This is a genomic window from Candidatus Desulfatibia sp. (assembly GCF_036446775.1).
GTDB lineage: Bacteria > Desulfobacterota > Desulfobacteria > Desulfobacterales > UBA11574 > Desulfatibia_A.
The window spans coordinates 1-11870 of the sequence record NZ_JAZFTO010000262.1 but is presented as its reverse complement, the minus strand read 5'-3'; the positions used below and the strand labels follow the sequence as shown (position 1 = coordinate 11870).

The following is an 11870-nucleotide window of genomic DNA, read 5'->3' as shown; positions in this document are numbered from 1 at the left end:
GTATTTAGAATTTTAGGCGTAGAGTCAGTCGACCCGTCATCGACAACAATGAGTTCAAAATTCGGGTGATCCTGAGCCAGAACCGAGTCGACAGCCTCTTTGAGCATTGCTGCCCGATTGTAAGTTGGGATGATGACGCTTACCTTCCGGTTTTTGCTTTTTTCCATATCTAATGCGGCCAAATAAATAAATTTATCACGATTGTCCGCCGAACAAGACTTCCGCCTTTGCAAGAGCGCCGAAGCTTCGGCGGAGGCGCTTGGCAGGCGGGAAAGTACGAAAGTTGAACAAAGAAAAAGCAACCCTGAACCTGTGAACCCCTACGAAAGGTAACCCGACTCGGCTGTCTTCGACCCTGAGCTCAGACCGAAGGGAGCTCGTCGCAGGCTGAACGCTGAACCTTGAACCTCCTAACCCAGACCGACAGGATGTCCAATTTTTGTGAAATCCCGCAGTATATAATGGCCTACGGTCATTTTTATCTGGTGGATGACGAGGTCTGAATATAACAAATATAGCATACATTATTGGTATTGCAAAATTATGGCATGTTCAAAATTGGACGTGTCTTTTGGTGCCGGCCGGTGAGATCGGTATTTGTTGCTTATCAGTGAATCCTTAATTATATTGTAAGAAAAAGAGCATACAAATGACTAATGGTATACAGGTGTCGATATGAAACCCAAGTGGTCAAAGATCATTCTTTTATTGGCGATTGTTCTGCTGGCATATGTTTTCTTTGCATTTGATTTGCAGCAATACCTTACCTTAACGCATTTGAAGTCCAGGCAGCAAGCATTTGAAAATTACTACGCTAATAATCGGGCGCTGACGATGGGCGCCTATATGGCCTTGTATATTGCGGTCACGGCCTTGTCCCTGCCGGGTGCCACCGTAATGACGCTGGCAGGCGGAGCCCTTTTTGGTGTCTGGGCCGGGCTGCTTTTGGTTTCTTTTGCAAGTACCATCGGCGCAACCTTAGCCTTTTTGGTGTCTAGGTTCCTGCTGAGAGATTATGTCCAGAATAAATTCGGTGACAAACTCAAGGCCGTTAACGAGAGCTTTAGAAAGGACGGGCCCTTTTATCTTTTTACATTACGGTTGATTCCTGTTTTTCCGTTTTTTATCATTAATCTTGTAATGGGATTGACCCCCATCCGTGCGGTTATGTTTTACATTGTAAGTCAGGTCGGCATGCTCCCCGGCACTTTCGTATATGTAAACGCCGGCACTCAGTTAGCAAAGATCGAGTCACTCAAGGGGATTCTTTCTTTCGAACTTTTGTTATCTTTTGCACTGCTTGGCATTTTTCCCCTGGCAGCCAAAAAGCTTGTAGTCTTTATCAAAACACGCCAGGTATTGGCCAACTACCCCCGCCCGCAAAAATTCGACTACAATCTTGTAGTAATCGGCGCGGGATCGGCAGGACTGGTGACGGCATACATTGCAGCAGCAGTAAAGGCCAAAGTGGCTTTGATCGAAAAGCACAAAATGGGGGGGGACTGCCTGAACACCGGCTGCATACCGAGCAAAGCGCTGCTGCGATCCGCAAAAATGTTATCGTATGCCAGGCGATCGGCCGAATTTGGTTTTAGACGCGGTGAAATTGAATTTGACTTTGCCGATGTTATGGAGAGAGTTCAAAGGATCATTAAAAAAGTTGAACCCCACGATTCTGTGGAGCGTTATACCAAACTTGGTGTGGATTGCATCCAGGGTGCCGCGATGATCACTTCGCCATATACCGTCGAAGTAAACGATAAAGTTATTACTACTCGCAATATCGTTGTTGCTACCGGCGCGCGCCCGTTTGTTCCGCCCATTGCGGGTCTGGATAAAATCAACTACTTGACATCCGACAATGTCTGGCAGCTTCGCAAACTCCCCGGACGGCTCGTTGTTTTAGGCGGCGGTCCTATCGGTTGTGAGCTTTCCCAGGCTTTTGCGCGCTTGGGCGCGCAGGTTTCGCAGGTCGAGATGGCACCCCGCATCTTGTTGCGCGAAGATGAAGAAATTTCCGAACTTGTGAAAAATAAATTTGAGCAGGAAGGTGTGCGTGTGCTTACCAATCATCGCGCCAAGGAGGTGCGGGTTGACGGCGATCAAAAGACCTTGATCTGCGATCACAACGGAGAGGATGTTTCGGTTGAATTTGACGAAATCCTGGTGGCCGTCGGTCGTGTGGCCCATACCAAAGGTTTCGGTCTGGAAGAGCTGGGGGTCGCGATTGAGCGCAACGGTACCATCGAAACCGATGAATTTCTTCGAACGAATTATCCCAACATTTTTTGTGCCGGCGATGTTGCCGGTCCCTATCAGTTTACACACACCGCCGCCCACCAGGCATGGTATGCTTCGGTAAATGCCCTGTTTGGAAGATTCAAAACGTTCAGGGCCGATTATCGCGTCATCCCCTGGGCCACTTACACGGATCCCGAGGTTGCCCGTGTCGGTCTGAATGAACAGGAAGCAAAGGAAACCAATACGGACTATGAGGTCACCACCTACGGCATCGACGATCTGGACCGGGCCATTGCCGATTCCGAAGATCACGGCTTGGTCAAGGTATTGACAAAGCCCGGCACCGATAAAATCTTAGGTGTTACTATTGTCGGGACGCATGCCAGCGACATCATCGCTGAATATATTTTAGCTATGAAAAACGGGCTGGGCTTGAATAAAATCCTGGGAACCATTCATATCTACCCCACCTTGGCGGAAGCCAACAAATTTGCCGCCGGCCAGTGGAAAAAAGCCCATGCGCCGGAAAAACTCCTGGGCTGGGTGGAACGATATCACGCCTGGATGCGCGGCTAACTGGTGTCCATCCATAAATGGCCCTTTTTCTCCTGAGCGGCGTTCTCTCTCCGAGGCGTTGGCTCTCCGAGCCGGAGGCCGCGGTTTTCCGGCTGCGGCGTACAGGCGTACGCCGCACCACAAACCCTTGCTTGTCCCGCCATAGCCCTTTTCTAAGGGCGACGGCGGATGCGGCCTTGCTCATCGACCCTGATTTTATAATTTCAGAACTCCTGACCTGTATACGTAATTTCAACGTGATATGAAGGTTTAGTCGTAATTTCAGATGCAACAATTTGAACATCGAACATCGAACGTTCAACGTCGAACGTCGAATGTGGAAGGCGCTTCGCTTTGTCTTTTTTATAAATGGTAGAATGCATTATTCGATGTTCAACGTTCGATGTTCGATGTTCGACGTTAATCTTTTATTCGTCATAGATAATTGCCGGGGATGGCATGATACATCAACTATGGTGTGTACTGCTCACAGAACGGAGCGGTTTGTTCGCAAATCATCAAATGTAACAGGCCAGGACATCCTGTTGCACATATACTGTTGACACATATCCTGTATTCACTTATGATGTGTAAAAATAACTGAGGAGGTGTCATATGCCCAATATAACCATTTCAATAGATGAAGACCTGCTGAAATCAGGAAGGCGTTATGCTGAAAAACATCAAACGTCGATGAATGCGCTTATTCGAAAACTCCTCGAACAGGCGGTGCGCTCTCAGTCCAAGGCATGGCTTGAAGAATGCTTTCATTTGATGGATCGCGCCGGCGCCGACTCTAAAGGCAAACACTGGAAACGAGAGGAACTGTACGATGTCTAAAATATTCATCGACACTAACATATTAGTATACTGCATTGACTCTCATGACCCAGCTAAACAAAAAGCAAGCCGCCTTTTATTGCAAACGCTGGGAAATGATCATAGTGGTGTGATTTCTACACAAGTCATGCAGGAATTTTTTGTTGTCGGTACAAAGAAGCTTGCCGCCGATCCGTTGCTGGTTAAAGACATTCTGCACTCGTTTGAAAATTTCGAAACAGTGATTGTTACCCCCGAAATTATAAAAGAAGCCATCGATTGCAGCATCATCAACCGCCTGTCTTTCTGGGATGCTTTAATCGTCGCCACTGCTGAAAGTGCAAAGTGTGAGCGAATTTGGACGGAAGATTTAAACCACGGTCAGGTGATACGAGGGGTAAAAATAGAAAACCCGCTGATTTAAAAATTGATTGTCTTTAATTGTATAAAGACTTTAAACTTGAGTTCCAGCTATGTAAACCGTATCATATCATGATGAGACCAATAGATATCTGGTTCTTTGGCAAGATAACGCAACTGGATATTCAGACTATTACTCGTATTCTGCATTGAAATGTGGCTTGTTTGAATTGAACACTATGGCAAGCTATTGTTGAATGCAAATGCTGGACACTTCCATTATATGCATTTGGAATTTGATAAATGAAAACAACACAATATTTTGACTATACAAGGAAACGCCCGGATCGTGCCCAGATCATAGAGGACTGGATAAAATCAGTTATTGAGAAACCTGAAAAGGTAGAAATCCAATCCGATGGCAGGATCAGGAAATGGGCCAAAATATCAGAAACAGGAAAATACTTGAGGGTTATCTTGCTCGAAGACGGCGAAACGGTTCATAACGCATTTTTCGATAGATCATACAAGGAGGAATAAAACATGAAAGTGAAATATTTTTCTGATACGGATACTGCTCACATCGAATTCATAGACAAAGAAGTCCATGAGACTAAAGAAATAAGTGAAAATATCTATATTGACATTGATAGGAAAGGCAACATCGTGAGCATGACTATTGAACATGCAAAAGATAATGCTGGACTTTGGGAATTCTCATATCAAGAGATGCCGCGCCAAACCGTATAGGAATGCCGAGCATCAGCTTTGTAATGGGGGTCGGGCCACAGGAACATCTTGATATAATAGATAAAACGTTTAAAAAATGCGTCAAATAAGGCCTTAAAAGGGCATTTTTGGGGGCCAAAACACACTTTTAAGAGAAAAGTCTAAGAATTTTTTTGAAATACTATTTAGCTTAAAAGGTCCTTTTCGGGGCCAAAAAGAGCTGTTTAAGACGATTTTAGGGCCTATTTTAAGCTTTATTTACTGTTATTATAGTCGGTTACCGTGGCCCGACCCAAATAACCAGAATATAAGCATACCCGTGAAAAAGCTACTTTGCAGAACAACGGCATAGAGGCGGACTCGCAATAGCTCGCCGCTCATGCCTGGTGTTAAATGAACACTACGGCTATTAGTGTTCAATTTTGACATCAGGACCGTGCTGAAGGATACCAGTTCCAATGTACAATTTTTAAAGTGCCGATATCTGCTATAATGTAAGGCGCAATAAAACACTCTAATGCCATTGATACGTAATGCGTATCAAACGCGATTCGTCCTGTGTATCCGGGTGGGGGTGATCTTTGAGAGATCCGGGCTGACCCGGATGTTTCATGAAGAGTAGAATTTCTTGAGCTTCTCCGGCGGTACTCCCAATAAATACAAGGTTCTCAAGGACCAGTTTCTCAGTGTACAATATACGATCCCTTCTTTTTCCCAGCGACGGGCAGCGGTCTGGACTTTGCGTGCAATAAATTTGATCTTTTTGCCGGCCTTTTTTACCCTTTGCATCAGCTCCACATCTTCCATTATGGGAATATCCTTGAATCCGCCGATTTGGTCGAAAAATCGTTTTTTAAGAAAAATGGCCTGGTCGCCGTATGGGATTCGGGTGAGGCGGGAGCGCATGGATGCCGCTATTTCAATCAATCTAAATATTTTCTTTTCAGACCGGATGCCCAGATCAAACGCGCCGCCCATGATATTGTGCTGTTTGGTTGCCGCTATGATTTGATCCAGGGCATCATGACTCGGCAGGGTGTCGGCATGCAAAAAAAGCAAAACATCGCCGTTGGCGACAGCGGCCCCCTGGTTCATCTGAGATCCCCGGCCTTTTTTCCCGATAATCTTTTTAACATCGGCGTTGGTTATGGTGTTGATGGTAGTCCCCGCAGGGTTTCCGTCCACGACGATAATCTCAAAGTCGCCGGCAAAATCCAGGTTGTAAAGGTAATCAATGGTAGAGTGGATAATCTGCGACTCATTGAAAACAGGTATGATTATGGATATCTGCTGATTCATTCGATAGGTTCAGACGTGCTGATATCTAATTCGATATTTGACAAATATGCGGCTGTATTTGGAGCGGTGGATTCTTTTTGTGAATAGGTTTTATAAAAAAATTTAAGGTCTTCATAGGTGTCAATATCCCGCCACTTCGGCAGAACGTGGAGCTTAAATTTGTTTTTTTGAAAGATCTTCACCGTCATCTCAAAGACATCTTCGGTTCCCCAAGGTATATCGTCAAAAATTTGGGGTAAAAAAGTAGCCGACTTAAAACCTATCAGGTAGTATCCGCCGTCAACGGTCGGGCCAATGACGGCATCATTATTGTCTAAGCTTTTAAAGGCCTCGTCAACTATGCTCTCCGGAAGATCGGGAGAATCCGTTCCCATAAGAAGTGCATGCTGATAGCTTTTGGAAAACATTTTGTCAAAGGCGTTTGCCATCCTTTTGCCCAGGTTATTTCCTTTTTGCGGCATCAAGGTGTAGCCGGGCCCGAGCCATTCGACGGCCTCGGATTGTGCGTGCGGAGGGTAATAACCGACGATAATGCGGTATGGGCTTCTATTTAGCATACCGAGGATATCAGCAACAAAATTTTTATAAATGTCAACAACGATCTCTGGGCCTAAAAACTTAGAGAGCCTTGTTTTTACCCTGCTTTTTTGCGGTACTTTCAAAAAGACAATGACGCACCGCGTGCTGTGATTGTCCGGCATTTTCATGGTATTTACAAAGAATTGGTTTCCCGGATCCAAGAAAATTTGACCTGTGCCTTAAAAACTTGCTATATATACTATTTCAGCTTCTAATCTTCAACCTCAATATGTTTTAGGGGTAAAGAATTATGCCTTACACTAAATTTGCTTTGATGAGGTTTTGGATATTCTTGGGTGGACTGTTTTTTTTCTTGATTTTGGAGCTGATTAATCCCTATAGACCGAACACGGTTTCTAAATTGAAACGTTGGCTCAATAACATGGGCATTACCATATTCAATAGCTTGATACTGAAACTGCTGTTTGCATCCATCCTTGTGCAAACATGTCTTTATGTTACTGATAAGCAGATAGGGGTTCTGAACCTGACGGCGGTGCCGTACTGGGCAAAAACATTGGTAACATTCGTTTTTATGGATTTCATGCTTTATGTTTGGCACCTGTTGAATCACGAAATGCCTTTTCTGTGGCGATTTCATCGTGTTCACCATACAGATTTAAATATGGATGTCTCTTCAGCTACCCGCTTTCATATCGGCGAACTGGCCATATCCGCTGTCATTAAAATTTCGCTGGTGTTCTTTTTAGGGGCGGACATGTTTGGTGTGCTTCTTTTTGAAACACTGCTGGTTTTTACAGCTCAATTCCATCACAGCGGTTTAACCGTTCCCCAGTGGTTTGAGAAAATCTTTTGGATTCTTTTTGTGCCGCCGTCCATGCACCGTATTCATCATTCCGTAGTTATCAAGCAGCGGGATAGCAACTATGGCACGATTTTTTCAATTTGGGATCGTATCCTGGGAACGCTGATAACAGACGTTGACCAGGACCGTATCCGCATCGGAGTAGGGGGGCATTATGAGCCTGCAAAGTTAAATTTTCACCACCTGCTTGTGATGCCGTTTACGGCTCCGGTTAAGTAATTTCCAATTGTCTGTGCAAGATTGTTGATCCAAACAAAGAGAGGGCAAAAGGCAATGAGACCAAATAAGATCATCCTTATAGCGTCAATCGGGAAGGAGGGTATATGAAAAATCCAAACCTAAAAATCATAATGGATCTCGAAAAACTCAACATGTATAATGCCGAAGGCTGTCCGTCCTGCGGCAAAAAATTTTCATTGGGCGATATGGCTGTACTGGCATGCGGTTTTTGGGAAGGCGGGGCTAAATATATTCATGAAAATGAAGCAATCTTTGACAACAAAACCTCAATCTACTACGAACGCAGATGCTACAACCGCACGAAAGAAGAGAAATAAGAGGTTAGGTGTCGATAACACAGGAACAGGCTGAGTCTTTGCGGCCTAAAGCGGAGTTTATCACCGCCGCGGCACAGCCGACACCGGCATCGACGCTTAAAGCTGCGGGCGGGCAGTTTTGGGCACAGGCACCGCATTCCATGCAAGCGTCGCGATTCGCTATACGGGCCTTGCCGTCGGCCAATAAGATCACTTCATGGGGACAAACGACGGTACACATTCCGCATCCCACACACTTTTCCTGGTCAAATGCTAATGTCACTACATCCTTAAGGTAAATAAACTGTTCCATCAAAAAACTCCTTATTCCAGACCTCGTCATTCACCAGACAAAAATGACCGTAGACCTTTAGTGGGCGTTCACAGGTTCAACGTTCTGCGTTCCGGGTTCTGCGTTTAACCTCTGAACCTTGAACCTCTGAACCTTGAACCTCTGAACCCTGAACCTCTGAACCCTGAACCTCTAAACTCTGAACCTTTGAACATTGAACCTTTGAACCCAACTCTTGGCATGAAATATTGGGGTCTAGACCATGAACCGCGATCCAAGCCAAAGGCCGAGGCCGACCACAACAGCGCCGATTTGCAGAGGCACGGCCCAGCGCATCTCCTTTTTCACGCCTGATAAAGAAGTGTAAGTCGAAGAGCCGGTAAAATTCATGGCCAAAAAAGCGGTGACAGCCGGCACCAAAAAAAACCAGGCAATGATTTCAAGACGGCCGGGCCAGGACGCAAAATCAACATTTCGAAAGAATGCTAAAATTATTGCGGTTAAAAGCCCCAGGTTAAAACCTTTGAGTGCAAAGGCCCGGCCGGGCAGGTACGGCAGCAATATCGGCGTCAGTATTGCGCCGGCCAGAATGGCTGTCGCTAAGGCGATGACTGCAAAAAGACCGTCGTCCAGTGCATTGGCCCAAAAGGCGCCGGGACCGCCGAAACCTCCCAGAACAAAGAAGACCGCAAGCACGCAGACAGCCGGTTTGAGGGCCGCAACCAGCTCCACCGGTATAAGTACAATCCGTTCCCAAAGAGGGAATGATTTTTTGCGCATTGCAGGCGTTGCTTTCAAATCGTTTTCGAGAAAAGCTCTAAGGTCTGTTGCCAGGATTGGACCGTAAACGGCTTTGAATCCCGAGAGTTTTTTTACCTGAAATGCCGCTATGCCGGGTCCGCAAAGCTGGGGCAGAATCAGCCGGCGATGGGCCACAATCTGTTCCAAACCGCTCGATTTGATGCGCGCAACCAGTTCGTCAGTTCCGAAGGTGCCCTTGCCGGCGGCACACCACACATTGATTCCATCAGTATCTAACACCAGAATCCAGGCATCCCGGTCCCCTAAAGCTTGGCGAAGGCTGTCAAAGCTCATCTTGTAATTGGCGGTGACCAGAACCGGTGATTGATCTGTGGGCCGGTTCAGAGCGTAAAGGCCGGGTTCGACGGTATAATGCATGCGCCCCACCCCCCAGCGGGCCTTAAAGGTGCCCCAGTGATCGGCCCGCGCCAGTGATGACGAAACCCGGGGTACTTCACCCACCGGCGTATTCATGCAACCGATGACAAACGGCTGTTTCAAATCAGGAAGACTCACCTGAGCCGGTTTATCCTGAGGTCAACAGCCGGCCTTCGCTTTAGCCAACGGTGTCTTGTGTAAAATATTACGATCCATTTCGAGTATGTCGCTCCCAGTTTTTTTAAGATTCTCACAATAAAGTATGCACAAACTCAATAATAAAACAATAATAAATCCGTTTGTGAAATGATCTGTAAGTGCGCTAAAAACAGAAATGCTTTATTTCTGACCTAACCCGGTTTTCTCACGAGACTGAGCGACTCAGGAACAAGGCATTTCAGGCCGGGCATCGACTGAGCTCAGCCGAAGTCAAGGCGTAGTATTTTACTTCGAGGGCTGAATAACGCAGTTCCTGTGTTGCTCAGGCTTGCCTTTGGTGAAGAATTTATTTTTTAGTGGGACGATATTCATCAAAACAGAGTGTCTTTGATCAAGGGCACCCTAGTTTAATATAATCTCATGATTTTAAGTGGTTTCTTTTGTGTTTTCAAAACCAAAATAAATTCTTCATGAGAAATGCGGGCTAAAATTGTGAGAGCCATCATTGTGAGTTTCTACAAAGGCGGCAAGCCGTAATGTTGCGGGATGCAGCTGAAAAGATCGAATAACTAAATGCAGCGAAAAGGGGAAGAGATATTTAAAAGGGATAGATTTTTCACCAGGTCGCATTGAGACAGCTTTGAGCAACAACAGGCTATCAGCCGGCCGGAAAACCTGTGATAAGTCTGACTACGCAAACTAATTGTCCTACGACAACTGTTGTCATCAACCTTCGATTTTTGATGACCCCCTAAAGTGAAGGTTTCTACTATCTTGATCTTGGCGATCGCCCCCAGCAGAGAAAGATAGTGCGGTTTATTTCATAAGAACTGCATCCTCGACAATTACATCATACCTGTAGCCGGAGCCAAAATCTTTGTCAGCGGCCAGAATTCCTTCAAGGGAGATAATGGCGCCTTTTTCCGCGATATCGGCTGATGTAACCACCAGATCATACGTGTTTTTCGCAAGATCTCCGGTGCCGTCCTGAATATGGAGCCAGTTCTTTCCCATAATATCAGGGTTTACCTTCACAACCTGCCCTTTTACGGTTACTTTCTGTTTGTTCAGGGAGGCTCCTTTCGCGAAAAGTTCACCAACCGTGTAACCGTTCTGAGCGGTTGACTTTTCGACTTTCAACTTGGTGAAAGACACTGTCGCGTGGCTGCTGCCGCGGGTTTGTGGGGTTAGGTCGTGAGCGGTGATTCCGGACCGGGTGACATCGGAACCGGCCATGGTTGCCGCCTGCGTCTGAGCGTTCTTATCTCCGGCGGCTCTGATAACGCCGGTCGCAAAGATAATGGAATCAAATGTCCGGTTCAGGGTTTTACTGTTAAAATTACGTATAACAGTACCGCCCTTCAGCGCAATTTGTTCCCCAATCTCCAGTTGAGTTTTGGGAACGGCGGCCCAGGTTTCATTGCCGGCCCCATCATCCAGGCGGATATAGGTGTAGTTGCCGGCGTCCAGCTTTTGCACCACTTTCCCGCTGCCCGCTGCAAGTTGCGGCGCAGCGGGGGCTTGGGACGGTGTCCGGCCAAGTTGATCGGTCGGGGTCGCCGGTTCGGTTTCGGATGTAACATTACCGCACGCGATCAACCCTGAAATTATAGCCAGGCCGGTGAAACAAACGCATATTTTCTTTAGGTTCATAATATTGGATCCCCTGTTCTTTAAATGATTGATCTCCCTGCAACGGGAGAAAGACTCATATAGCATCTTGTTTTATATATTTCACGGCTTTTTTGAAAACAAATCGGGGATAATCCGACCGGACAGGAAAGTAATGGGGGATGTTGGTGCAGAAAGTTCTTGGCAATCGATTTCAATCTTTAAAGCTATGGACTATTTCGAGATTAGAGATGTTGAATTCCACCCCGGGTATCGCATCATCTAATTCTTATGATTGCAGACAATCTCATCACAGAAACTGATCGTTCCAGATATCTCTCCAAATCCTCAGGATATCAACTGGACATAAAACCTTTGATATGTCTGACTGACCTAATCGCTTGAATGTTTGCTTTTCATTTATCTTGCGTTGATTTAAGTCAAGTTTAGGAGTATTGAAAAAGCCAGAGGCGTAAAGGCGCAGGAAAGGGGTTTGGATCTAATTTGATATGAAACAACAGGCAAAAATTTCTATTGTTAGAGGATCATGACTGAATTTTCGTCGGTTCGTGCTCTCAAGGGCCGATGTGGCCACGATCGGTCTGGCAGATAACGGTTTTGAGACCCGCATCTTTAAGTACATTGTGAACTTCCGCCATTTCGTCATAAGAGGGCTTTTGAAGAT

General features: G+C 46.0%; 13 protein-coding genes and 1 pseudogene. 7 read left to right on the top strand and 7 right to left on the bottom strand.

Annotated elements, in window-relative coordinates; all coding sequences use genetic code 11:
* The coding region (locus V3S16_RS12670) for a glycosyltransferase family 2 protein (RefSeq protein ID WP_413885486.1) at positions 1 to 167 on the bottom strand (167 nt) is incomplete at its 3' end.
* Positions 168 to 675: 508 nt separating this feature from the next.
* Here V3S16_RS12670 and lpdA point away from each other — a divergent pair.
* The 5 genes from lpdA (at position 676) to V3S16_RS12645 (ending at position 4725) form a co-directional block, all read left to right on the top strand.
* Positions 676 to 2817, top strand: a complete 2142-nt coding sequence (lpdA, locus tag V3S16_RS12665; RefSeq protein ID WP_413885484.1) for a dihydrolipoyl dehydrogenase — start codon at positions 676 to 678, stop codon at positions 2815 to 2817.
* A gap of 594 nt (positions 2818 to 3411) precedes the next feature.
* The gene (locus tag V3S16_RS12660) at positions 3412 to 3636 is read left to right on the top strand and encodes a DUF6364 family protein (protein ID WP_413885483.1); all 225 of its coding nucleotides are present in this window, start codon (positions 3412 to 3414) and stop codon (positions 3634 to 3636) included.
* A complete protein-coding gene (locus tag V3S16_RS12655) occupies positions 3629 to 4039 on the top strand; it encodes a PIN domain-containing protein (protein WP_413885481.1) in 411 nt (136 codons plus the stop codon). The genes V3S16_RS12660 and V3S16_RS12655 overlap by 8 nt, the downstream gene beginning before the upstream one ends.
* 239 nt (positions 4040 to 4278) lie before the next feature.
* Positions 4279 to 4515: a hypothetical protein gene (locus tag V3S16_RS12650; RefSeq protein ID WP_413885479.1), complete on the top strand. Its 237-nt coding sequence runs from the start codon at positions 4279 to 4281 to the stop codon at positions 4513 to 4515.
* Positions 4516 to 4518: 3 nt separating this feature from the next.
* Entirely contained in the window at positions 4519 to 4725 is a 207-nt protein-coding gene (locus tag V3S16_RS12645) for a DUF2283 domain-containing protein (RefSeq protein WP_413885477.1), read from the top strand.
* A 588-nt stretch (positions 4726 to 5313) separates the two neighbouring features.
* On the opposite strand, the gene V3S16_RS12640 is transcribed toward V3S16_RS12645, so the two are convergent.
* A complete protein-coding gene (locus V3S16_RS12640) occupies positions 5314 to 6003 on the bottom strand; it encodes a TIGR04283 family arsenosugar biosynthesis glycosyltransferase (RefSeq protein WP_413885475.1) in 690 nt (229 codons plus the stop codon).
* Positions 6000 to 6743: a TIGR04282 family arsenosugar biosynthesis glycosyltransferase gene (locus tag V3S16_RS12635; protein WP_413885473.1), complete on the bottom strand. Its 744-nt coding sequence runs from the start codon at positions 6741 to 6743 to the stop codon at positions 6000 to 6002. Before V3S16_RS12635 ends, V3S16_RS12640 begins: the two co-directional genes overlap by 4 nt.
* Positions 6744 to 6943: 200 nt before the next feature.
* On the opposite strand from V3S16_RS12635, the gene V3S16_RS12630 reads away from it, so the two are divergent.
* Together V3S16_RS12630 and V3S16_RS12625 are read left to right on the top strand one after the other, a co-directional pair.
* Positions 6944 to 7627: a sterol desaturase family protein gene (locus V3S16_RS12630; RefSeq protein WP_413885471.1), complete on the top strand. Its 684-nt coding sequence runs from the start codon at positions 6944 to 6946 to the stop codon at positions 7625 to 7627.
* Between the two features lie 104 nt (positions 7628 to 7731).
* Positions 7732 to 7965, top strand: coding sequence for a hypothetical protein (locus V3S16_RS12625; protein ID WP_413885469.1), 234 nt, complete (start codon positions 7732 to 7734; stop codon positions 7963 to 7965).
* Between the two features lie 4 nt (positions 7966 to 7969).
* Here the strand turns inward: V3S16_RS12625 and hgcB are convergent, their stop codons facing one another.
* The 4 genes and pseudogenes from hgcB to V3S16_RS12605 all read right to left on the bottom strand — a co-directional run bounded on the left by hgcB (position 7970) and on the right by V3S16_RS12605 (position 11227).
* Positions 7970 to 8257 carry a mercury methylation ferredoxin HgcB gene (gene hgcB, locus V3S16_RS12620; RefSeq protein ID WP_413885467.1) on the bottom strand — a complete coding sequence of 96 codons (288 nt, stop codon included), beginning with the start codon at positions 8255 to 8257 and terminating at the stop codon, positions 7970 to 7972.
* A 104-nt stretch (positions 8258 to 8361) separates the two neighbouring features.
* Complete coding sequence (locus V3S16_RS12615; protein WP_413885465.1) at positions 8362 to 8451, bottom strand: pentapeptide repeat-containing protein; 90 nt, start codon at positions 8449 to 8451, stop codon at positions 8362 to 8364.
* A gap of 40 nt (positions 8452 to 8491) precedes the next feature.
* Positions 8492 to 9574, bottom strand: a pseudogene (gene hgcA / locus V3S16_RS12610) (mercury methylation corrinoid protein HgcA); the annotation flags it as partial.
* A gap of 816 nt (positions 9575 to 10390) precedes the next feature.
* A complete protein-coding gene (locus V3S16_RS12605) occupies positions 10391 to 11227 on the bottom strand; it encodes a hypothetical protein (protein WP_413885463.1) in 837 nt (278 codons plus the stop codon).
* Between the last annotated feature and the right edge of the window lie 643 nt (positions 11228 to 11870).